General features: G+C 36.0%; 24 protein-coding genes and 1 riboswitch. Of the genes, 6 read left to right on the top strand and 18 right to left on the bottom strand.

Going from position 1 to position 21,815, the window contains the following annotated elements:
• Positions 1 to 108: 108 nt before the first annotated feature.
• A riboswitch (glycine riboswitch) is annotated at positions 109 to 213 on the bottom strand.
• A gap of 379 nt (positions 214 to 592) precedes the next feature.
• Together I583_RS01535 and I583_RS01530 are read right to left on the bottom strand one after the other, a co-directional pair.
• Entirely contained in the window at positions 593 to 1,792 is a 1,200-nt protein-coding gene (locus I583_RS01535; RefSeq protein ID WP_010762788.1) for an MFS transporter, read from the bottom strand.
• A 287-nt stretch (positions 1,793 to 2,079) separates the two neighbouring features.
• On the bottom strand, positions 2,080 to 3,408 hold the full coding sequence (locus I583_RS01530; RefSeq protein WP_010762787.1) for a C1 family peptidase: 1,329 nt from the start codon (positions 3,406 to 3,408) through the stop codon (positions 2,080 to 2,082).
• A gap of 146 nt (positions 3,409 to 3,554) precedes the next feature.
• Between I583_RS01530 and I583_RS01525 the strand changes: the two genes are divergently transcribed.
• The 3 genes from I583_RS01525 to I583_RS01515 all read left to right on the top strand — a co-directional run bounded on the left by I583_RS01525 (position 3,555) and on the right by I583_RS01515 (position 6,036).
• A complete protein-coding gene (locus I583_RS01525) occupies positions 3,555 to 3,929 on the top strand; it encodes a GntR family transcriptional regulator (protein ID WP_010762786.1) in 375 nt (124 codons plus the stop codon).
• 14 nt (positions 3,930 to 3,943) lie between these two features.
• Complete coding sequence (locus tag I583_RS01520; RefSeq protein WP_010762785.1) at positions 3,944 to 5,326, top strand: DUF5808 domain-containing protein; 1,383 nt, start codon at positions 3,944 to 3,946, stop codon at positions 5,324 to 5,326.
• Positions 5,327 to 5,556: 230 nt separating this feature from the next.
• Positions 5,557 to 6,036, top strand: a complete 480-nt coding sequence (locus I583_RS01515; protein WP_010762784.1) for a GNAT family N-acetyltransferase — start codon at positions 5,557 to 5,559, stop codon at positions 6,034 to 6,036.
• Between the two features lie 88 nt (positions 6,037 to 6,124).
• Here I583_RS01515 and I583_RS01510 read toward each other — a convergent pair whose 3' ends face one another.
• From I583_RS01510 to I583_RS01430, 16 genes are all read right to left on the bottom strand, one after another.
• On the bottom strand, positions 6,125 to 6,325 hold the full coding sequence (locus I583_RS01510) for a heavy-metal-associated domain-containing protein (RefSeq protein ID WP_010762783.1): 201 nt from the start codon (positions 6,323 to 6,325) through the stop codon (positions 6,125 to 6,127).
• Positions 6,326 to 6,363: 38 nt separating this feature from the next.
• Positions 6,364 to 6,810 (bottom strand): CopY/TcrY family copper transport repressor, encoded by a 447-nt coding sequence (locus I583_RS01505; protein WP_010762782.1) that lies wholly within the window; start codon positions 6,808 to 6,810, stop codon positions 6,364 to 6,366.
• Between the two features lie 253 nt (positions 6,811 to 7,063).
• Positions 7,064 to 7,603: a dihydrofolate reductase family protein gene (locus tag I583_RS01500; RefSeq protein WP_010762781.1), complete on the bottom strand. Its 540-nt coding sequence runs from the start codon at positions 7,601 to 7,603 to the stop codon at positions 7,064 to 7,066.
• 211 nt (positions 7,604 to 7,814) lie between these two features.
• The gene (locus I583_RS01490) at positions 7,815 to 8,495 is read right to left on the bottom strand and encodes a uroporphyrinogen-III synthase (RefSeq protein ID WP_010762780.1); all 681 of its coding nucleotides are present in this window, start codon (positions 8,493 to 8,495) and stop codon (positions 7,815 to 7,817) included.
• Positions 8,492 to 9,400 carry a hydroxymethylbilane synthase gene (hemC, locus tag I583_RS01485; RefSeq protein ID WP_010762779.1) on the bottom strand — a complete coding sequence of 303 codons (909 nt, stop codon included), beginning with the start codon at positions 9,398 to 9,400 and terminating at the stop codon, positions 8,492 to 8,494. Before hemC ends, I583_RS01490 begins: the two co-directional genes overlap by 4 nt.
• Before the next feature lie 48 nt (positions 9,401 to 9,448).
• Positions 9,449 to 10,234 carry a formate/nitrite transporter family protein gene (locus tag I583_RS01480; protein ID WP_010762778.1) on the bottom strand — a complete coding sequence of 262 codons (786 nt, stop codon included), beginning with the start codon at positions 10,232 to 10,234 and terminating at the stop codon, positions 9,449 to 9,451.
• 133 nt (positions 10,235 to 10,367) lie between these two features.
• The gene (gene cobA, locus I583_RS01475; RefSeq protein ID WP_010762777.1) at positions 10,368 to 11,348 is read right to left on the bottom strand and encodes a uroporphyrinogen-III C-methyltransferase; all 981 of its coding nucleotides are present in this window, start codon (positions 11,346 to 11,348) and stop codon (positions 10,368 to 10,370) included.
• A gap of 3 nt (positions 11,349 to 11,351) precedes the next feature.
• Positions 11,352 to 11,657, bottom strand: coding sequence for a nitrite reductase small subunit NirD (gene nirD / locus I583_RS01470; RefSeq protein ID WP_010762776.1), 306 nt, complete (start codon positions 11,655 to 11,657; stop codon positions 11,352 to 11,354).
• 1 nt (position 11,658) lies between these two features.
• Positions 11,659 to 14,061: a nitrite reductase large subunit NirB gene (nirB, locus tag I583_RS01465; RefSeq protein WP_010762775.1), complete on the bottom strand. Its 2,403-nt coding sequence runs from the start codon at positions 14,059 to 14,061 to the stop codon at positions 11,659 to 11,661.
• 241 nt (positions 14,062 to 14,302) lie between these two features.
• Positions 14,303 to 14,860 carry an NAD(P)H-dependent oxidoreductase gene (locus tag I583_RS01460; protein WP_010762774.1) on the bottom strand — a complete coding sequence of 186 codons (558 nt, stop codon included), beginning with the start codon at positions 14,858 to 14,860 and terminating at the stop codon, positions 14,303 to 14,305.
• A complete protein-coding gene (locus I583_RS01455) occupies positions 14,860 to 15,297 on the bottom strand; it encodes a MerR family transcriptional regulator (protein ID WP_010762773.1) in 438 nt (145 codons plus the stop codon). Before I583_RS01455 ends, I583_RS01460 begins: the two co-directional genes overlap by 1 nt.
• Positions 15,298 to 15,416: 119 nt before the next feature.
• Positions 15,417 to 15,851: a precorrin-2 dehydrogenase/sirohydrochlorin ferrochelatase family protein gene (locus tag I583_RS01450; RefSeq protein ID WP_010762772.1), complete on the bottom strand. Its 435-nt coding sequence runs from the start codon at positions 15,849 to 15,851 to the stop codon at positions 15,417 to 15,419.
• Positions 15,839 to 16,576 (bottom strand): sirohydrochlorin chelatase, encoded by a 738-nt coding sequence (locus tag I583_RS01445; protein ID WP_010762771.1) that lies wholly within the window; start codon positions 16,574 to 16,576, stop codon positions 15,839 to 15,841. The genes I583_RS01450 and I583_RS01445 overlap by 13 nt, the downstream gene beginning before the upstream one ends.
• Before the next feature lie 11 nt (positions 16,577 to 16,587).
• Positions 16,588 to 17,235 carry a response regulator transcription factor gene (locus I583_RS01440; protein WP_010762770.1) on the bottom strand — a complete coding sequence of 216 codons (648 nt, stop codon included), beginning with the start codon at positions 17,233 to 17,235 and terminating at the stop codon, positions 16,588 to 16,590.
• Entirely contained in the window at positions 17,232 to 18,245 is a 1,014-nt protein-coding gene (locus I583_RS01435; protein WP_244264857.1) for a sensor histidine kinase, read from the bottom strand. Before I583_RS01435 ends, I583_RS01440 begins: the two co-directional genes overlap by 4 nt.
• A gap of 14 nt (positions 18,246 to 18,259) precedes the next feature.
• A complete protein-coding gene (locus tag I583_RS01430) occupies positions 18,260 to 18,688 on the bottom strand; it encodes a GAF domain-containing protein (protein ID WP_010762768.1) in 429 nt (142 codons plus the stop codon).
• 102 nt (positions 18,689 to 18,790) lie between these two features.
• Here I583_RS01430 and yjeM point away from each other — a divergent pair, with 102 nt between their 5' ends.
• The 3 genes from yjeM to I583_RS01415 all read left to right on the top strand — a co-directional run bounded on the left by yjeM (position 18,791) and on the right by I583_RS01415 (position 21,798).
• On the top strand, positions 18,791 to 20,296 hold the full coding sequence (yjeM, locus tag I583_RS01425) for a glutamate/gamma-aminobutyrate family transporter YjeM (RefSeq protein ID WP_010762767.1): 1,506 nt from the start codon (positions 18,791 to 18,793) through the stop codon (positions 20,294 to 20,296).
• A 156-nt stretch (positions 20,297 to 20,452) separates the two neighbouring features.
• Complete coding sequence (locus I583_RS01420) at positions 20,453 to 21,232, top strand: MurR/RpiR family transcriptional regulator (RefSeq protein WP_010762766.1); 780 nt, start codon at positions 20,453 to 20,455, stop codon at positions 21,230 to 21,232.
• A 146-nt stretch (positions 21,233 to 21,378) separates the two neighbouring features.
• Positions 21,379 to 21,798, top strand: a complete 420-nt coding sequence (locus I583_RS01415) for an effector binding domain-containing protein (RefSeq protein ID WP_010762765.1) — start codon at positions 21,379 to 21,381, stop codon at positions 21,796 to 21,798.
• The last annotated feature ends 17 nt before the right edge of the window (positions 21,799 to 21,815 follow it).

The following is a 21,815-nucleotide window of genomic DNA, read 5'->3' as shown; positions in this document are numbered from 1 at the left end:
CAGAGGAGCAGGCATCTTTAAAAAATGCCTGCTCCTCTGTAAAAAACCTGAGAGATTCGTCTTCATATTGAAGAGTTGCTCCTTCGGTGCTTCCGCTTTCCAGAGTGATGTCCAATTACGGTCCTTTTTACCTGAGATCTTCACAATCAATAGTTTGCGCCACTGATCATTTATTCCTTCGGTGCTATGACTAGTCTCTCCCGTAATTCTCTTCCATCTAATTTAGATTATACCTAACTTCTATCTTTTTTTAGGCATTGAAAACTATTACCGTTCTTTCTTTATTCAAACTATTGTGGTGCTTAATTATGCCAGAATTTAAGGAGAATGTTTAGATCACGCGCTTGTTAAAGAATGGCGATTTTACATCTGAATATCGGGCGCTATCACCTCACTAACTTCTACCTGATTTTGAAGAATGGTTAAGTGCCAATCAACTTAGGGCAATGAGTTAAAACGCCTACAAGAATATCATAGTTTATCAATAAATGAGTTCTTGGATTCAATTCTAATAGTGATTTCCTACTTTAAACTTACTTGTGATTCCTGTAAACATTTTCTCATAACCTTTCCATTTTTTCAAAATCCTGAACTAAGATTCGTTATTTTTTTGAACCAGTAAGGTAATTCCTCCTGCAACAACGAATGAAATTCCTATAAATAAAAAGGAACTGAAGAAAGTACCATTTGAAAGTTTGATTAGAGCCCCTATAATCGTAGGTGCAACGAAACCACCTGATACACCAATTGCATTGATCGTTGCATATTTTGCAGATACTTCATCCGATGGAAATAGTTTCACCGGGATACTCATTAGCGTAGCAAATGCTAAACTAGCAAAAACCACAGAGAATGTTAACGCAATCATACTCATCAAAAATGTTCCGACAATTGAAACTAGAACAGAAAAAAGCCCCCCACCGATCGTTGCTACAAAAATCACATTTTTCTCTTTTCCAATAAAATATTTATTCACTATAAGACCGCCCAACATAGCTGCAGCCATTGTGAAAAAACCAATAATAGCTGCTACATAGGCTGTTTGGGTTAATGCCAACCCGTGTGCTTCAACAAGATATGTCGCCATCCAGCCATTGAGTCCATATAGCGCAGCATTGATAAAAAATGCTGCAAAAATCAAAATCAACACATTTCGGTCCTTCAACACTTCTCGAAATGAAATAACATTCTTATTTTTTAACTGGTCTTTTACTCCCCCAAAATCTTTAGGAATTACAAAAGACATTACAACGGCAATCAATAAAACAGCCACTCCTAAAAAATAATATGTCTTATGCCAACCAACTTGCAGTAATAACGGGGCAATCAATAATGGACCTACGATTGCTGCAAAACCTGATGATGCAATCATTGTGGATTGTGCCGGACCTCGCTTTTCCATAGGCAGTTCTTGTGAAATAAACGTACTTACTGAAGATGGGTAACCAGAATGTGCCACAGCTCCAGTCATAAAACGGATCAAAATCAAATATAATAAAGAAAAGCCGAATCCAAATAAAAAGAGGAAAATTCCTACTAAAAAAACGGAGGTGATCATCATTTTTCTCGTTCCAATCTTATTAGATAAATAGCCAAACGGTATTTGGAAGATCGTATATCCTAGAAAAAAAGCACTCAATACTAATCCTTTTTGCTGCGGATCAAAGCCTAAATCATTTGCAATCGTTACTAGTGACATACCAATTGTCGTTTTATCTACATAAATACACGTGTATCCCAAAAAGATAGCTGCTAGCATCCAACTAATATTTCTTGTTTTCTTATTTTCCACTGTCTCACTCCTAACAAAAAAGAAAGCGCTTTCTAACTATGATTATCCTTGATATTCAAAAAAAGTCAATAACCTAACTCAATTATTTTACATATAGTTAAAATAAATTGGTTTTACTCCTTTTTAAAGTTCATTTATTATGCGTTTTATTCTATTCCTTTGTTTCGTTAAATAAACGATTTATTCGGATTTAGAGCGCGAAACAAAACTGATCTTTCGTTTTATTTCGCGCTCTCGCATTTATTTTTTCAATTTTTGGACTCTTCTTCACGAAACAAAAACCATTACTACGCTAAAGCGCCCATTGGATCCCAAGGTGCTAGAACAGTTGGCTCTTGTTTCCATATTTCTTGTAATTCTGGTGACAAAAGTTCTTTACGAACAACGATTTGATACGTATATTCATCCATCCACGCATCACTCATCACAAAGAATCCTTTATCGCCAACTTTTTCGCCCCAACTATTTTCTACTTTCCATTTAGTTGACGCACCATCGATCATATCAACACCAGTTAAAACCATCGCGTGAGTCATTAGGCTTTCACCAAAATCCAAACGTTGTGCTTTAGTCATAGTGAAATCGATATCGAATAAATCATTCATGTCGTACGCATCTAGAGACATAATCCCACTATCTCTTGTTGAAGATTGACCTACATCGCAACCAAACCAAACAGATTCTCCTTGTTCTAATTGAGCAATTGCTAATTTTTTGAATGTAGTCATATCCACGTTGATATATTTGACTTCTTTGCCGCCTACAACATTTCCAAGCATTTCTACAGTATACGTTTGATTGTATGGTTTGTCAGCTGTTGGCGCATTGATTATACTCACATAATCATCAAGATTCACACCCACATATTTTTCATAAAAAGAGTGTGGTGTTAGATTTTGATCTAGATGATAATTTTTTTCTTCATCACGATATTCAAAGTCAAATGTTTCTGGAGGTGTTCCTAATGAAATTGCTAAAAAGTTATAGATTTCTTCTAACATTGCTTCTTTGGCTGTTTGAACGTCTGCAGCTGTTTTTCCGCTCGCGATCAACTCACGTAAAACTGTTGCATCTTTTCTTAATTTTTTGTTTAAATAATTGTTTAGGTCACGAGAATTTGAGCTATTGCTACTTTCAGGCATCGCTGTTTTCGGCACGACGCCATATTTTTGGAAAAGAGAAACGATCATATCCCATTGTCCACCATCTTGTTGAGGTGTTGCTAATAAGAAAGCTACTTTTCTACTGTCTAATTCTTGATCCGCTGTTGCAATAATATTTTCATAGAAGTAATTTGATTTTTCATATTTATCCCAGAAAAATGTATAGTTTTGAGAAAGTTCGAAATCTTTTAAATTAAAACTGTTGATCATTTTATGTCTAAACGTATTCAATGCAGCAAACATCCAGCAACGTCCACTTTGTTTTTGATTTGCTACTTTTCCAGTTGTGATGTCAACTGAAAATACAGGGACATTATTTACTTCGGCACTTTGATTTTGAGCTGAAGCGGTAATACCATTTTTGACAACCCCGCGTTGTAAGGCATTATGTTTATTGTTTTTCGCAAAGGTATCGTGAAATTTTTGTGTTACTGTTGGTTCGATTACTGACATATTGATTCATCCTTTCATTCATCCTATTCCTTATTTATTATATGCCTGAATCTTCAATCCCTCAAGCTTTTGATAAGATAAATTTGCTTCTTTGCATCACTTGTATTATTATATGTAATACAAAGGATTAAAAAAGAGGTGAAAATATGTTATTAGAAATAGATACTCAAAGCCAAATGCCGATTTATCAGCAAATATGTAACCAATTGATTCTTGGTATTGCCACAAATAAGCTGCGGCCTGGAGAAATTTTGCCATCTGTTCGACAAATGGCTGACGAAATTGGTGTAAATATGATGACTGTTTCAAAGGCTTATACGTTGTTAAAAAATGATGGCTACATTTTAACCGATCGTAGAAACGGAACCAAAGTGGCTGAAAAACAAACGATTGATCCGCCATTTCAGGAGCGTTTTTCAAAAGCGTTAGAACTTTTATTAGCTGAAGCTTCTATTCACAAACTTTCAGAAAGTATGGTACAAGAAAAAGTGAAACAGATTTATCAAAAATTTGAACAGTAAAAGGTGTGTTGAAAATGAATTTTTTTCTTTATTTATTACTTGTTGGGGTCAACTTTTTAATGGCATTTGCTGGGAGAATTCCTGCAAATCCGCATAAGAATGTTCTTTTAGAAACGACTTTACCTAAAGATAAACTGCAAGATGATCAAGTTTTATTGGTTAGTAGAACGTACAAAAAAAGATTGCTGCAATTGGCGTTAGTTTTCACTATTATCGCTCTGCCGATTGTTTTGATTCCTTATGATTCTTTGACATTGCTCTATTTTCTGGTAATGATCATTGGCATGATTGGGGCTTCTTTTTACTTACAAGTTGTCTATATTCGTAAAATGACGACAGTAAAAGTCAAAAATAATTGGATTTTACCAACAAGCCCAATTTTAGTTGATACAACGTTAGTAGCCAATAAAAATCGTAAATTGATTTCTGTTTGGTGGTTTTTACCTAGCATTTTGATTACTCTTTCAGGTTGTATTTATGCATTTACAACCCTTGGATTGTCTAATGGCACTTGGCTTATTTGCCTTATTTCTCTCCTTATAATGGGAATGTTTTTACTTTTTTATTATTTTATTGCACGTTTTCCAGTTAAATCCGTCACAAGCAATGGAACAATCAATCAAAAGGTCAATGACCAAATGCGTCATCATTGGTCTGTTTTGATGGCTGTTTCAGCATTTGTTTTGAGTCCTTTGGCTTTTTTGCCAACTAGTTCTCTAGTAGTTCCTTATGAACAAATGATGGCATTTTCAATTGGTTACACTATCCTTATACTTGTATTTGTCATTTTCACTTTTTATTATTTATTCTCCTCTAGAAAAAAACAAGATGACTTGATTGCACAAGCGAAGGAATACCGTTACAGTGATGAAGATCAATACTGGAAATACGGAATCTATATTAATCCGAATGATAAAAGAATCATGGTACCAGATCGCGTTGGGATGAATATCTCTGTCAATTTAGGCAGACCCGTTGGAAAATTAACTTTAGGTCTAACCGGAATTTTAGTTTTGGTTGCTCTAGTTGGAGCAAGTATCCCGATGCTGATCAGTGATTTTTCGAGTAATCCATTTGAATTGACTACAACTCATAACGGCATCTCATTATCCGCTCCATTAAGTCAACATAAACAGATTGCTTGGAATGAAATTGAATCCGTAAAATTGGTTGATAACCTCCCGAAAGACAAACTCCGTATTTTCGGAACAGCAACAGAAAATTATTTAACTGGAGAATTTCAGGTTAATTCTGAACCGGCTTATTTACTTGTTTTAACAGATAAAAAACCAATTTTAGAAATCAAGACTAAAGATAAGTTGTACTACTATACAAATAAAGATAGTAGCTTAACTGAAAAATACTATCGGACTATCCAGGATACTCGAAGAAAATAAGAATAAGTTAGGAAAACGAATATAGTTCAACTTTTCCTCTCAGCTCATACTTACTATTCATTTCTTTCAATGAAAAAGTTGCTTGATCCTCTAGAACCCCCCTCACAAATTTAGTGGATTTGACTAGAGAGGAATATTTTTTCTAAAAAAGACTATATTCTGTCAATTATACTTTGACATATTCCTATTATGTGATTAAACTAATCATAATGAATAGGAGTGAAGGAATAATGACTGTATTCAGTTTGAGAAAATATCAAAAATCTGATTTAGAAAACATACTTGCTATATTTAACGGAACTGTTCAAGCAATCAATAAAAAAGACTATACACAACAACAAATCGATCAATGGGTTCAACTAAAACCTGATTATGAAAAATGGCATGCTAGACTTTCGTCAAGCTATAGTATGGTCGCTTTGAATCGAATGGAAGTTATTGGGTTTGGCAATATTACGGATACTGGTGAACTTGATTTATTGTATGTAGATAAAAAATGGATCGGTTATGGCATAGGAAAAATGCTGGCTACAGATTTAATGGATCATGCATTAAAAGCTGGAGCAAAAGAACTTACTGTATACTCTTCCATCACAGCTAAACCATTTTTTGAATCTCTTGGATTTGAATTAGTGGAACAAAAGGTTAAATACCGCAACGGTGTTATGCTTATGAATTATTTGATGGTTTATCGTCAAGATAAAAATTAAGCAACTGATTTTGCCCAATTTTTTTACTGTACAAAAAGAGCCCTCATCTGAAATATTTTCAGAGAAGGCCCTTTTTTTGTATAGTTTTTTATGCAACAGTAAATTTTGTTTCTGACAATGAATTTTGTAATTCATCATTTGAGATTTCTCTATCACTTGTTACTGAAGCTGATTTTTTCTCTAAATCAACACTTGCAGATTGAACACCTGAAATTTTTTCGAAATTTTCTTTAACGATATTCACACAACCATCACATTTCATTCCGTTGATCGTTACTGTTTTTTCCATTGGTAAACACTCCTTGTAATTTTTTTATTGGTATTGCTTTAACTAACTAAGTGACACTGACATTGTCCAGGTACACAGTTGCAGGGGACTTCTTTTACAGCTGACTTTCGTTTTTCTTTCAATAGTATTTCTAACTCATCGATATCCTCAAAGCTCAATATACTATCATGAATTATTGATTCAAGAACACTGCCAACTTTTTTGCTGCACACTTTGGTCAACATCTCCTTAGAAAGTGCCTCAATACTTTTTCGTTCTTCTACTAAAGGAAAATAGGTAAACTTGTTACCATTACGCGTTGTTCCTAACATACCCTTATCAACTAAACGACTCAGTAACGTTTTCACAGTGGTGCTCTTCCATTCAGTTTTTTCATTAAGAATATCCGTCACTTCTTTACTAGTTGTTTCTTTAGTGGCCCAGGCAACACGCATGACTTCCCATTCTGCATCAGTGATATTTAATACTTTTTTATTATCTGACATAAAAAGTCTCCTTTTTATTGATTTCTTTACATAGCTCCAAGAACTACATGTGTAGTCAACTGGTAGATTAATAATAGCTCTTTTTTTCCAACTTGTCAAAGGGAAGATTTTATCTGTTCTTTTCTCGCCATTTGTTCGGATTTAGAGCGTGAAACAAAACTGATCTTTCGTTTTGTCCCACGCTCGGTTGGTTCATATTAAGCTACTGTTTTACGGCTGTTGTTCTTAAACTTAGTATAGTTTATAGGAATTTCTACTGGTTTCGATTGGAATAGGTTGTATAGACCATGTCATTTTTCACGTAGACTTGTTCAACTTTTAAATTCACTGGTCCATTGAATTCATTAAACAAACGAATCCCTTTCCCTAAAATCGTCGGTATCGTTGTAAGGATATACGTATCGATCAGCTTTGCTTCCGTTAATGGAGCAATAATACTTGCGCCACCCACAACCCAAATTGCTTCTCCCTCTTGTTCTTTTAATTCTTGAATCAATTCTGCAGGTCCTTTACTTGTAAAAATCAATTTTTCAGTATTTTCATCTGGATGACTCGTAATGATATACGACATTTGCTCTTCATAAGGATATTGATCTGGGGATAATTCATTGACTACTTGATCATAGGTTGTTCGCCCCATCACTACTGTATCGATTTTCCCCATCAATTCTTGATAGCTAGTATCTTCTTCCACTAATTCAATTCCGCCGCCTAAAAAGTCAATGCTGCCATCTGTTTCCGCAATATACCCATCAACACTTGCCGCAATGTATAAAATTACTTCTCTGCTCATAATAAACCTCCATCTAGTTTAAAATAGGTATAGCCTTCGAACTATTCATTGTACCTGTTTTATAACTTTCGTCAACTAGTTTGTCCAATAAAAAAAAGCCTAGTGGAAAGAGGCTAAAATTCTTGTAAAACACAGTGAATATAATGAACTGATGTTGCACAATACCTACTTGGTTCTCTGAGTTAAACACTTTGGTCCCAACCTCATTCAACTATGCTTCATTTCTTAACGTTGCGGTGAAACCATCTTTTATAATCGCCTGTCTTGTGGTTTGCCCTAGACAATATAATTTAGGCATTTCTTTTAAATCAGTTTTTCTATAAACAGCTAAAAATCGATGCCATAAAGACGGACTTGCTAGGTAAACTGCCGTTATTTTTTGGGTCAATAATGCTTCCTTTAGTAATTGTTGATTTTTTTTTGGAAAATAATTGTCGTAAAGGATTGGTGAAAACAATTGATGTCCCTCTGCTACTAATCCAGCTTCACCAGCGTTATCTGCTAAATTACTTTTTGGATAAAGAATCGTTGTCGGTTCTAAATAACAGGCTGCAAAAGCTTCAAATAAGTGTTTTTTTGTTGGATAAGGCGCTTGAAACGTTACAACTACATTATTTGTTAAAAGAATTTGAGCAGTCTTCTCACCAATAACAGCGAATTTTTTCGTTTCAAACTCTTTTTTTCTTAGTTGCTGAAAAAAGAATGCCGCAGCATGTTGACTTGTTAAAAAGACCCATTCACTCTGCTTTACCAATGATTCAAATGAATGTTCTACTGCTCTTTTTTTTAAGGTAAGCAAAGGGATTTCGACCGTCTCAAATCCTCTTTTTTGAAAATATAAACAATCCTCGCAATTATCTTCTGGCAGACGTGTTAGAAGAATTTTTTTCATAATGATCCCTGATTCATTTCATCTAATAATTCTGCTGCTATTTGCGCTCCAACACCTGATAATTCTTGAACAACAATAGTTTTAGTAAATGACTGCTGTAGCTTTTTATCCCCTAAAAAACCTGAAAAACGATAACCATTTTGTTCTTGAACAGCATAGGCACCAATCGGAATATCACAATTACCATTCAGCATTGCTAAAAAAGCTCGTTCTTCCATAACTAATTTTCTTGTTAACAAATCATCAATCGGGCTTAAAAAGTCATTCATTTCTTGATCTTGACTACGACATTCTACAGCTAACGCACCTTGTCCTACCGCCGGAATGCATTGCTCGCTTGTCAAAACGACATAGGGATGAGTAGGCACATCAAACCAATTCAATCGTTTTAAACCAGCAACAGCTAGAACGATACCATCTAATCCCTGTTCTTCCATCCGTTTTAAACGAGTGCCGACATTTCCGCGAATTGATTCGACTTGAAGATCTGCTCGCAAATTCTTCATGTGAAATTCACGACGCAAGCTACTTGTTCCGATTCTCGCACCTATTGGCAACGCGTCTAGTGAACTCACTTCTCTAAAAATCAAACAATCAGCAGGATCCGTTCTCTCTGGAATCGCGGCTAATGTCAATCCATCTGCGACTTTTGCTGGCATATCTTTTAAACTATGGACTGCAAAATCGATCGTGCCTTTCAATAAAGCCTGCTCTACTTCATTGATAAATAATCCCTTTCCTCCGATTTTGGACAAACTGACTGAAAGCATTTGATCTCCTTTAGTCGTCATTGGGATAATCTCTACTGGAAACTCTCCCTGAACTTCTTTTAATAAATCTAATACGATCTTTGTTTGTTTCATCGCTAAAGGACTATTTCTGGTACCGACACGAACAGTTTTCATTCAACTTACTTCCTTTTTTCTTTACTTATCTTCTAATCATACTGAATTTTATTTTTTTGACAACTGCCCTGTACCAACTTTATACGCTAAGAAATAAAGCCCAGCTACAAAAAAGCCGCCGCCAATAATATTGCCTAGATATACACTAACCATATTTTGACCAAAAGCTGACCACGTATTGCCTCCTAAAAGAATCCCCATCGGAATCAAAAACATATTAGCAACTACGTGTTGGAACCCACAAATCACAAAGCCCATGATCGGCAAGAAAATCCCAACGATCTTACCAATAAAATCTTTCGCTGCAAAGTTTAAATAAACTGCTGTACTGACCAAGAAATTACAGGCAATACCTGAAAGAAACCCTTGTAAAAAAGTATCTTTGGTTCGACCAAGGGACACCTGAATCGCCCGTTCAGCAAAATCTCCTTGCAACGCCCCACTCAAATATCCAAAGAAATAAGCAACAAATAAAGAACCAATCAAGTTGAAGATCGTCACGATCATAATATTGCGAAACCATTCTTTTCCAGTAATTTTTCTAGCAAACAACGCCATCGAAACAACCATCATATTCCCTGTGACCAATTCTCCTCCGGCAAGCAATAAACATATCAATCCAAATGGAAAAACAGCTGCACCGATCACATTAACAAGTGATCCCCACTCTTTAGGCATTGTCCCCATCGCCCGAATCATCGCAATACCTGCAACAGCAATAAAAACACCTGCTAAAAATCCTAATACCGCTAACGTCAAAAAGCTAGCGCGCGCTTTCTGAACCCCTTTGTCAATTGTCACATCGACTATTTCTGGTGGTTGAAGTGAACTCATAGATTTATCTCCTTTACTTAAAAGCTCCGTGGGTTTGATAAGTCTCAACTGAAAAATAGCAAAAATTAACTATGACGTTCTTTGGCACATTTAATTTTTATCTTTTTCTCGAGAATCTAACCCATAAAATCACCTAAACAAATTTTTTATTTAAAATATCCCACTGCTTTTTATACATTGTTGTTAATTCTTCATTCAAGTAGATTATCTCATCAAAATAGTGATCCCTTAAATACTGCTGATGCACTTCATCAAAACGCTGATCACGATTTTTACCAACTTGAATCGCGTATACATCCGCACCTTTTTGTGTGTAAGAAATGATTATTTCAAAATCGATTTTTTCTGTATCGATCAACAATATTTTGTGTCCAAATAACGGTAATTGTTCAAACCAATCTGCACCGTTTCGACAAGAAACAACATCTCCTAAAATGATCAGAGAAGGGTTTTGAATTTGATGTTCTTCGATTGCTTTGACCAGTGTTTGAACCGTTGCAGCGACTGTACGCTGACGACCTAAACTACCCCACTCCACGATTGCCACCGGTAATTGTGGCGAAACATCTTGCTCTAAAAGTTTCTTCTGCGTACTCTGCACTTTTTCAACGCCCATATATAAACACATCGTACCGTTATCTGTCAGATCTTTAAAATCAATTATTTCGCCAGCTTGACGATGAGCAGTTGCTAACGTCACTTTACTACTGTACGCCCGATGAGTTAAGGGAATACCGCTATAGCTACTAGCAACGGACGCAGCGGTAACCCCGGGAATAATCTCGTAGCCGATTCCTTCGCTTTGAAGTATGGAGATTTCTTCCCCTACTCGACCAAAAATACCAGGATCTCCACCTTTTAATCTGACTACAATCTGATTTTTACGCCCTTCTTCTAACAATAATTGATTAATGTTTTTTTGTTTCAACACATGATTTTTTGGGTACTTTCCACTGTAAATAAAACGTGCTGAATCCTTCGCTAAATATAACAACACTGGATGAACTAGGCGATCATAAATAATCACATCCGCTGATTCCAGCACTCTTTTTCCTTTAAGCGTCAATAGTTCAGGGTCTCCCGAACCAGCACCGACAAAATAAACGTTTCCCATAAACTACACCATGACATAAACGAGGTCATTTTCGACAATCGTTTCATATGCACGGACACAACCTTCATCTGGTTCTTGAACTTGCCCATCATTTAAATTGATTTTATAGTCATGAAGAGGACAAAAAACATACTCACCAGAAACTGTTCCTTCAGCTAATGGACCTTGTTTATGTGGACAAATATTTTCAATCGCTTTGACACGATCATCGCTTAAACGAAAAACAGCGATTTTCTGTCCCCAAACGATCACTTCTTTGCCCATTCTAGGTGCTAACTCATCTAATTGCCCAACAAAAATTTTCTCCATTTTATACTCTCCCTACTGTGTATAATTCTTGGCGTGTATTGTTATCCTCTACAACTTCGTCCCAAGGATTTCCACGACGTCCTATGACAGCCTCATCTAAAGCAGACAACAGCTCTTGACGTTTTTCGGGATCTAATAAGACTTCCTTCACAACATCAAATCCCATACGTTCGATCCATGGTGCAGTTCGTTCAGCATAAATACCTGTTTCGCGGTAATATTGCAGCATTGCCCCACAAATATCGATCACTTCTTGTTCTGTTTCAACCGTTGTTAACAGTACAGCTTCTTTGATTTCCGTTCCGCCATTACCGCCAACATAAATTTGAAATCCATTATCCACTCCGATGATACCAAAATCTTTCACACCACTTTCTACACAGCTTCTCGGGCAAGCAGAAACACCCATTTTAAATTTGTGCGGTGTATCGATAAATTCATAACGCTGTTCCAACTTAATCCCAAGCCCCATTGAGTCTTGGGTACCAAAACGACAGAAGTTCGCACCGACACACGTTTTAACAGAGCGAACAGCTTTTGCGTATGCACCTGCTGATTTCATGTCTAATTCTTCCCAGATTTTTGGCAAGTCTTCTTTTTTTACTCCGTATAGCCCAATTCTTTGACTACCTGTAACTTTAACCATCGGTACATCGTATTTTTCAGCAACTTTGGCAATTAGTAACAATTGTTGTGGATTTGTTTTCCCACCACGCATTCTTGGAATCACTGAAAATGTACCGTCATTTTGGATATTCGCATATAAACGTTCATTGACATAACGTGATTCTTTTTCATCCGCATGTTCTTTAGGCCAAGCCACGTTTAAATAGAAATTGACAGCTGGTCGACACTTAGGACACCCTTCTGGATTGGTAAAATTCAATTCTCGGTAAACTTCATCTGATGAGGTCAATTTTTTCGCATAGATTTGTGTGACGATTTGATCTCTGGATAAATCCGTACAACCACAAATTCCTGTTGGTGCAGACACTACTTCTCCACCTAATGCATAAGCTAAAACATCTCCGATCACTGATTTACATTTTCCGCAAGAACCGCCTGCTTTAGTATGTTTCGTGACATCTGCCACTGAGGTCAAGTCTTTTTCATTGATTGCCGTCATGATGGTTCCTTTATCGATACCGTTACAGCCACAGATCACTTCATCATCCGGCCATTCACTAACGTCCGCACTCGCTTCTTCACCAACCATATGCAGTAAAGAGACAGGCGTATATTCTTCAATACTTTCATTTTTCTTCAAAATATTATAATACCGATTTCCTTCACTTGTATCGCCATAAAGAACAACACCGACCACTTGATTTTCTCTCACAAAAATCTTTTTATACGTATAATTGATGCCATCAAAAGCTTCAATACTGTTGATCCCTTCTGTTTCTCTGATATTCCCAGCTGAATACAAATCACAGCCAGATACTTTTAACGAAGTAAAAGTGGTACTACCTTGATAAGGTTTCGCCTCTTTACCTGTCAACACATCCGCTAAGACTTTTCCTTGTTCAAATAAGGGCGCAACTAACCCATACACATTGCCATTATGCTCCGCACATTCCCCTACTGCAAAAACGTCTGGAACAGTGGTTTTCATAAAGTCATCCACAACGATTCCACGGTTCACTTCGATCGTTGTTGTTCTTGCTAGTGTTGTTTCTGAGCGAATCCCGATCGACATTACGACCATATCCGTTTCAATTGTAGTTCCGTCACTAAAAGCTAAACCAGTAACACGAGTCTCGCCGAGGATTTTTTGTGTCGCTTTTTCCATTAGAAATTTTAATCCTTGTTTTTCTAAATCGGCTTGCAGCATTTTACCTGCTTTTTCATCTAATTGAGTTTCCATCAGCCATTTTTCTAAATGAATAACTGTTACATCCATTCCTTGATCTAACAATCCTTTGGCGGCTTCTAGCCCAAGCAATCCGCCACCAATTACCACTGCTTTTTGGTATTTTTGAGAGGCTTCAAGCATATTTTCTGTGTCATCGATTGTTCTAAAACCGACAACACCAGGTAGTTGAGCGCCTTCAATTGGTAAGATAAACGCTCTAGATCCTGTGGCAAGAATGCATTTATCATAGAAAATTTCTTTACCAGATTGTGTAATGATTTTTTTATTGTCTGTATCCATTTTGACTGCTGGATCATGATTGATTAGTTTAATTTGATTTTCTTCATACCATTCGATTGGATTCGTAATGATTTCTGAAACAGACATCTTCTTTTGTAAAACATTACTGAGCATGATCCGGTTGTAATTTGGGTATTTTTCTTCTCCGATGATCGTGATTTGATAACGTTCGGGATCACGATCTAAGATTTCTTCAATCGTACGAACGCCAGCCATTCCATTTCCAATTAAGACAAGCTTTTCTTTCATTTTATGTAAACACTCCTTTGTGATTTTTTGAGCAATTTAGTCGATGCTTTGTCTTTTTTAGAATAGCAAGAATGACAGATGGTGGCTATTAGGGAATTACCTAATAACTTGGCTATTTTACCAATACTTTTTGAATTGATGGCTATGCTGCTTTTCCAACAAAAAAATCAACTGTCCTAAACTAAGTAAATTCCTCCTCTTAGTTAAGACAATTGATTGCTATTTTCACTATGATCAATGTTTAAACATTGGCTAGAAATTGTTCTCTTTTGTTTTTTGATGCAGTCTTTACATCAATGTATTTCCATTTCACATTTTTAATCCCAACATCTTTCAGTGTTCCTTTAATAAAAACAGACTTAACATAATTTCCTTTTACAACTGTTAGATACCACTTGGGCGCTGTTCCTGTATTGAGTATCGTCGTTTCTTTTATATTAGTAAACAACCCTTTTAAACTTAGTCCTGAGTCATCATACGCACTATTTTTCAACATCACTTTGTCGAAAAAACCTTTGATGATTGCAGGAAATTCATACCACCATGTCGGAGCAATAATGTATAGCTCGCTCGTTTCTCCCAGCATTTTTTGATACTGTTTAACAAGAGGATCTGTTGTGTCCCCTTTGGAAAATAAGGCGAGATCTTTTTCCGAAAAAACAGGATTAAACTGGTCTTTATTTAAATCAATTAATTGATATTCTTTTTGCTCGTTTTTTAAACGTGTTATTAAATTGCTCAAAATGGCATGATTAAAACTACCTTCCCATGGATGAGCATAAATAATGGTTGTTTTCATCACTTCTCTCCTAACTTCGACTGCTTGATTTCTTGATAAATATCGCTGATTTTTTTGTTGATTTCTGGTTCATACTGTTCATATTCTTTTGCAATGATCTTAGGTTTCAATTCTTTGATCAATGTTAAAACCATTTTTTCATGTTTGATCTTTTGTTTGATTTCAGCTTCTTTTTTAGTCAAAAGCTGTTCAGAGCGTTCACTGCATTCATCGTTTTCTGGAAACTTCAAAAAATTTAATAATTCTTTCATTTCTTCTATGGAAAAACCTACGTGCTTCATAACGATTAAGTACTCTAATAAAATTTTATCTGCTTCATCAAAAATTCGATAGCCATTTTCTTGCCGTTTTCCTATAACAATTCCTTGACGTTCATAATATCTGATCGTCGAAAGTGGAATAGTCATTTCGCTGGTTACATCCTTCATTTTGTACATCCTCTCAACTCCTTTTTTTATTGATCTAACTGCATCTTAACATTGCACCAAAGAACAATGTCAACAAAAAAGCTACTTCGCTAAAATAAGCAAAGTAGCTTAGTACATACCAAAGCTGCTCATCTTTTTTCAAGAACTCTGATCAACCATTGTCTTAATTTTTTTGTGGCTTTTGGCTGTTTTCCATAAGAAGATAACGCAATCAAATAATCTTGAGATTCGATCGTACTCATATTATAAAAATCACTGTTCTCTTTCTGACTACAGTCATTGACCCATTGAGATTCAGATGCATCGTCGACGATTTCCTGATTGATGGCTTTGGAATCAGTGCAAGCAAAAATTAGATGGGCTTCTTTGATATACTCAGCCATATAGGTTGCTTTAATCCGCTTTATATTTTCTAATTCATTGAATTCCTCTAAAAAAGTTGGTGCAACAAGCGTCACCTGTCCTTTAGCCCTTAAAATCGCGATGGTTTTTCGTAATGCGATTCGGCCACCGCCGATGATCACGATTTTCTTCCCCGTTAAATCAAGCATTACTGGATACATGTCATAGCCTCTTTCACAATTCCTTGTAAATCGGTTAAAATCCGCGGGTCAAATTCCAGTGTTCTTGTCATGATAAAATCCGTTTTGGGAAATGCTTCGTTAAGTTTATTTTTCATGATCGTAATCAAATGTCCATCGAATAAAAAGAAAGGAACAATCACTATTTTTTGATCCGTTGATACTTGTTTTTTGATATCTTCTAAGTAGTCTTCCTGCCCTTTCAAACTTGTTGGGATAATGGAAAAACCGACTTGTTGTTGGATTTCGGCTGCAATCTCAGTTAATACTTGTTGTGGTTCATCCGTTTGCTTGGTTCCATGAGCGACTAACATTCCCACTAGTTGCTCATCTGGATACGCCGCTGCTACTTCTTGGAATCGTTCCAACAATACTTGACGGCTACCATTTTTACTGCCGAAGGTTTCTGTTTGCTTGAATTGAACAGTTGGATATTGCTCTTTTACTCTCTCAACTTCAGCTGGGATATCAACTAAAGCATGTTTCGCTGCAAATAATAATACAGGAACAACAATTATTTGCGTCACATTGTTTTTGATCATTTCTTCGGCAACCTTCGGGATTGTATCAGAATGATTTTCCAAAAAAGCTGTTGCTTGGTAGATCGTTGGATCGAGTTTTGTTTTTAATTGATTAATAAAATCCATTGCTGCTTGATTTTTTTCAGCTTTCTGACTGCCATGAAAGACATAAAGAATTCCGATCATTTTTTCTCACCTCATAAGTCGATTAATTGATGTTTCATACTATATTGCAGTAATTCGCTAAACGTTTCAAATTCTAATTTTTTCATTACATGGGATTTATGGACTTCCACTGTTTTAACGGAAATAAATAAGCGTTCCGCGATTTCTTTATTACTATATCCTAGAGAAACGAGCGGTAAAACTTCACGTTCTCTTTTTGATAGGCGTTTGTATTTTTCATCCTTTTCCTCTTTATCAACTTTTTTTAGCCAATAATCTTTATTATGCGGACCAAATAAGGGGTCGATTGCAATGTTTCCAGCAGCTACTTGCTTGATTGCTTCTAATAAGACAATATCCTGTGAACTTTTAAGAATGTAACCTTTTGCGCCGTATTCTAATGCTGTGCGAACATATTCTTCTTCATCATGCATACTTAAAATAATCGTCTTTACATCGGCAAAATGCTCTTTGATACGACGTGTTGTTTGCAAACCATTTTCTCCTGGCGGCATCCGCATGTCCATCAAGACAACATCTACTGGATATTTTTCAAGGAGTAAAAAAGCCTCGGTGCCATCTGCCGCATCCCCTACAACGGTGATATCCTGTTGGCTTTCCAGTAATAAACGAAGACCACTTCTGACTACTGCATGATCATCTGCTATTATGATGTTCATTTGACTTCCTCCCATTGAATAGGCAACCGTAATGTCACTGTTGTTCCTTCTGATTTTTCCGAATGAACGATTAAATGACCACCGATTGATTCTGCTCTTTCCTGCATATTTAAAAGACCTAATCCCTGACTATATTCATTCACCTTTTGAAGATCAAAGCCTTTTCCATGATCCCGAACAGTCAGTATCAAATGAGCGGCTTGTTCACTCAATGTTACCCACAATTCATCCACAGAAGCATGCTTAACACTATTCATCACACTTTCTTGCAACACACGATAAGTGATCGTTTCCACACTATCAGGAAAACGTTTATTTTCGATCATCGGAATAAAATGAATCGCTACCCCAGTTGTTTCTGTCAAGCGATGTAATAAGGTTTCGATTGCTGGAATCAAGCCTAAATCATCTAAAGCTGTCGGCCGTAAATCAATAGCAAGTTGTTTCACCTCGCCAAGCAACGCAACAAAATCCTCGTCGATTTTTTGTAATTTAGTTGCTAAGTTGTCTGATTGATTGCTCCATTTTAACTGTCTGGTCTCCAACATCAAACTATAAATGCTTTGAGCTAATCCGTCATGCAGTTCTTGAGAAAGTGCTCGGCGCTCATTTTCATGTGCTTGATTGACGTATTCGATCAAGCGTTTATTTTGAATCACTTGCTGCAGACGATCCTGAACGGCTAGACGACGAATACTCAACAAGGCATTTTTCTGATCGATCACTGTATAACTACCACTGAATTGCTCCTGTCTACCTTTGGAATCTCCCAAAATCAAAGGAAACGCAGCTTGATCCCAATCGGCTCTCACTTCACAATCTAAACACTTTTCCATCGTAGAATGAAGCATACAACCTTCTCCTCTAGCGATTTCCAGAACTTTTTCTAAAGGAAACAGGTAATCATTTTCTAATTTAATTGCTGCTTTATTTTGCTGGATGCATTTGTTTTCTTCAATCAAAAACAAGGCATCTTTTGCTTTTTCAAATACTTTTTTCACTATAATCATTTCCATTTTTTCACCTATAAATAAACTACCAGTTCATCCGTTTTGTCTTTTGCAACTGTCAAAAAATCCTCTGTAATAATCGTTTTTTCTCGATAGCCAACTAGAAGAACACCTTTTACTTCCCCCTGCTCTAATGCAGGAAAGGCTGCAATACTTTCCAATTTTTCCATCCGTGTGATTGGTAGTTCCACTAATTTTTCCGGCTGCTTTTGTAAATCTGTTGCTTGGTACGCTCTACCGGTTCGCCAAACTATTCCACCAATTCCTTTACCGACTTGCAGACGAATACGCTGATAATAATGATTGGTATTTCCAGCCACGTACTTCCAGCGGATCACTCGTACTTTTGTCATCTCATTAACTGTGGATAGAGCTAACGCAACAAAATCGACTTGAAGTTCCTCTTTTATTTGATCGATTCTTTGCTGAATTTGATCCGTCATTTGACTACTCCTATTCCCTAATTTTTGACAAAAAGCTTGTTTTCTTCTAAATCTTCTCTTATTCTTAAGCCAACATCATCTTAATTTTAGAAGGATTTTTATATGAAAACAACTACTACTTTTAGTCCTAAGCATTTGGTTATGATTATTACCATGACTGTTTTTTCTTTTTCTAGTATGACAACAGCGTTTTTCTTAATGGGCATCAAGGCTTTCCCGTATTTTGTTGGAGCCGCTTTGTTCTATTTTATTCCCTACGCTATCATTATAGCAGAATTTACAGGCGTTTATAAAAATCATATTGGCGGATTGTATCAATGGTTAGCCGGTCACCTCTCTGAAAAAATTGCTTTTATTGCCGCTTTTTTATGGTACTGCAGTTATTTTATTTGGATGATCAGCTTGTTTATGAAGATTTGGATTCCGTCATCAATTTTACTTTTTGGTAAAGATTTTACTAAAAAAACCAGTTCTATCCCTTATTTTTCAACATCTGTTTTAATTGGACTTTTATCTATTTTTGCAGTTATCATAACGCTGTTTTTTGTTAGTAAAGGATTCAAAGGAATTGCTTCCTCGTTGTATTTAAGCGGAATCATGATGACTATTTTAATCGTTGCAAGCCTCGGCGGAAATTTGTTGTTATGGATTACTAATCGTTCAGACATTTTACCTAATCTTACCGCTAGTTTCAAAGGGATTCAAACAGATTCAACATCAGGACAACCCTTGGGCGGACAATTATCTTTTCTGATTTTTGCCATTACAGCATTTGGTGGTTTAGATACAATTGCAAGCTTAGTGGATAAAACAGGAAAACAAAAGAAGCAGTTTCCTAAATTATTGATTTACAGCAGTTTTTTAGTAGTTATTTGTTATTTTTTAGGCATTCTTTTATGGAGCGGTGGAACGAATTTAAACAATTTAAAAGCCAATAATACAGTGCATTTAGGGAATTTAATGTATGAATTAATGGAACATTTGGGTTACGCTTGCGGTCACGCTCTTTCATTGTCATCTACTCACTCTCAGATTCTAGCTCAACTATTTACTCGTTTTACGGCTTTGACGTTATTGCTTTCTTATATCAGTTTATTATCGACTATTTTTTATCTGCCGATTCGCACACTAGTAGAAGGGACACCTAAGCATTACTGGCATCCTCGTTTGAAACACAAAAATAAACATGACATGCCGATTTATGCTTTGTTGATTCAAGGCAGCCTGATCAGTTTATTTATTTTAGGCATTAGTCTTGGAAGTCAGTATGTGGTCTTTTTATATAACCAACTGACGTTGATGACAAATATTTCACGAGCTATTCCTTATTTATTAGTGGCACTTGCTTATCCATCGTTTAAGAAAAAACAATTAACAGACAATCCCACATCCGTTTTGATTCAATCAACGAGCCGTGCAACAGTTATTAGTGGCAGTGTTATTATAAGTATTGCTTTAGCGATTGGCTTCCAGCTCTATCAGCCTCTTTCCAAAGGAAATCTATTGCAAAGTCTAACATTATTGATTGGACCGTTGCTGTTTTCCTTGATTGCGTATTTACTTTATCAACGATTCCATAGAAGAAAAGAACTTACTGAAAATACTTAGGAACATTAGTTCTACTAAGCTGTTTTGTTTCTATTGATAAAAGATAGTAATAACAAGCGAAATAACAACGTTTCCTGTACAATATAGGTTGAACACTTTTTTTGTTTCTTATAAATAAAATGAAGGAACCACAATCTTTGTGCAGGAGGGATCTTTTTGTTTGATTTAGAAAAAGTCCAGTCGTTAAATGAGCTGGAAATGCTTGTTTATCATTATATCTTAGAACATATGAGCAACATTCCAAAATTAACGATTCGTCAACTTTCTACAAATTGTCATGTGTCCACTTCAACGATTCTACGTTTTTGTTCCAAAATGGGATTCGATGGTTTTTCAGAATTGAAATATGCTATAAAAAAGGAAGAACAACAACAAGAACATTCCTTTGAACAATACTATGATGCCACAATCCATGTTGATTCTTTTTTAAAACGTCTTAATCAACAAACCTATTATGAAACATTGAAACCAGCGATCACCTTAATTTCCTCTGCTCGCCATATTGTTTTTTCAGGGATTGGAACAAGCGGCATTTTAGGCACCTATGGTAGTCGTTATTTTGCTAATATGGGCATCAACGCCTACAGTATCGGTGACCCATTTACACCAATTCCTCAAAGGGGGTTTGAGAATACGTTAGCAATCATTCTCTCTGTTTCTGGTGAAACCACTGAAGTTATCAAACAGACGACTGATTTTAAACGGTCTGGTGCTAAAATTTTAAGTATTACCAATGATGAACATTCAACGATTGCTCGTTTAGCTGACTACAACATTTCCTATTACATGCCTGACGAACGATCTATTTACACTGATTCGTACATCAATATCACTACACAAATTCCAGTTATTGCCTTGATCGAACTACTTGCCCATCAAGCGGGTAAAGAGTTTGCTAAAATAGAGGAGCAAAAAAACAACAACCCGAGTAAATGATTTAAACAAATTATAATACCGAAATTTTGACAAAACACTTAAGAGTTGCTATGGTTTTTGAGACGGTGTACCAAGTATCTGGAGCCAAACATAGTTAAATAATGAAAGTACATCTGACCTATTATAAAAGAGGAGCGTGACGATTCATGTCTTTTAACATCGAGCATTTGGACAACGAAGTAATCACTGGAAAACAGTACAAATTTGCTATTCCTAAAACACCAGAAGATTTTGCTGAAGTGAATAACCAAAAACTAGAGATTTTGCCTACTGAAAAAAAAAGTATCCGAGCAATCATTATCAATGACCCTGATGAAAGCAATGGTACGTACAAATATTTTGTTGAAGATAGCGAAGGAAATCGTACCTTTACACTACAAACTGGCGATTACGCCGTATTCACAGGTCCTTGGGAAACTTTGGCAGATATTGATAACTTTATCGGCGCAAGTTATGGCGAGCTTTACCAATCACCTGAATATGAGATCGGTGGAACAAACAATATTCAACTACTTGATTTTGAAAATAAAAAAATCATCTTAAAACTACCTGCAGTTAGTAAATAAAAATACGACCTTGAAGT

This window comes from Enterococcus haemoperoxidus ATCC BAA-382 (assembly GCF_000407165.1).
Lineage (GTDB): Bacteria > Bacillota > Bacilli > Lactobacillales > Enterococcaceae > Enterococcus_L > Enterococcus_L haemoperoxidus.
Note: the sequence above shows the minus strand (reverse complement) of the source record. Positions and strands in the feature narration are given on the sequence as shown.

Coding starts and splice junctions, on each gene's coding strand:
- I583_RS01530 (WP_010762787.1), bottom strand. CDS start 3,408: ATGTCAGTAATCGAACCAACAGTAACACAAAAATTTCACGATACCTTT.
- I583_RS01525 (WP_010762786.1), top strand. CDS start 3,555: ATGTTATTAGAAATAGATACTCAAAGCCAAATGCCGATTTATCAGCAA.
- I583_RS01520 (WP_010762785.1), top strand. CDS start 3,944: ATGAATTTTTTTCTTTATTTATTACTTGTTGGGGTCAACTTTTTAATG.
- I583_RS01515 (WP_010762784.1), top strand. CDS start 5,557: ATGACTGTATTCAGTTTGAGAAAATATCAAAAATCTGATTTAGAAAAC.
- I583_RS01510 (WP_010762783.1), bottom strand. CDS start 6,325: ATGGAAAAAACAGTAACGATCAACGGAATGAAATGTGATGGTTGTGTG.
- I583_RS01505 (WP_010762782.1), bottom strand. CDS start 6,810: ATGTCAGATAATAAAAAAGTATTAAATATCACTGATGCAGAATGGGAA.
- I583_RS01500 (WP_010762781.1), bottom strand. CDS start 7,603: ATGAGCAGAGAAGTAATTTTATACATTGCGGCAAGTGTTGATGGGTAT.
- I583_RS01490 (WP_010762780.1), bottom strand. CDS start 8,495: ATGAAAAAAATTCTTCTAACACGTCTGCCAGAAGATAATTGCGAGGAT.
- hemC (WP_010762779.1), bottom strand. CDS start 9,400: ATGAAAACTGTTCGTGTCGGTACCAGAAATAGTCCTTTAGCGATGAAA.
- I583_RS01480 (WP_010762778.1), bottom strand. CDS start 10,234: ATGAGTTCACTTCAACCACCAGAAATAGTCGATGTGACAATTGACAAA.
- cobA (WP_010762777.1), bottom strand. CDS start 11,348: ATGGGAAACGTTTATTTTGTCGGTGCTGGTTCGGGAGACCCTGAACTA.
- nirD (WP_010762776.1), bottom strand. CDS start 11,657: ATGGAGAAAATTTTTGTTGGGCAATTAGATGAGTTAGCACCTAGAATG.
- nirB (WP_010762775.1), bottom strand. CDS start 14,061: ATGAAAGAAAAGCTTGTCTTAATTGGAAATGGAATGGCTGGCGTTCGT.
- I583_RS01460 (WP_010762774.1), bottom strand. CDS start 14,860: ATGAAAACAACCATTATTTATGCTCATCCATGGGAAGGTAGTTTTAAT.
- I583_RS01455 (WP_010762773.1), bottom strand. CDS start 15,297: ATGTACAAAATGAAGGATGTAACCAGCGAAATGACTATTCCACTTTCG.
- I583_RS01450 (WP_010762772.1), bottom strand. CDS start 15,851: ATGTATCCAGTAATGCTTGATTTAACGGGGAAGAAAATCGTGATCATC.
- I583_RS01445 (WP_010762771.1), bottom strand. CDS start 16,576: ATGATCGGAATTCTTTATGTCTTTCATGGCAGTCAGAAAGCTGAAAAA.
- I583_RS01440 (WP_010762770.1), bottom strand. CDS start 17,235: ATGAACATCATAATAGCAGATGATCATGCAGTAGTCAGAAGTGGTCTT.
- I583_RS01435 (WP_244264857.1), bottom strand. CDS start 18,245: ATGATTATAGTGAAAAAAGTATTTGAAAAAGCAAAAGATGCCTTGTTT.
- I583_RS01430 (WP_010762768.1), bottom strand. CDS start 18,688: ATGACGGATCAAATTCAGCAAAGAATCGATCAAATAAAAGAGGAACTT.
- yjeM (WP_010762767.1), top strand. CDS start 18,791: ATGAAAACAACTACTACTTTTAGTCCTAAGCATTTGGTTATGATTATT.
- I583_RS01415 (WP_010762765.1), top strand. CDS start 21,379: ATGTCTTTTAACATCGAGCATTTGGACAACGAAGTAATCACTGGAAAA.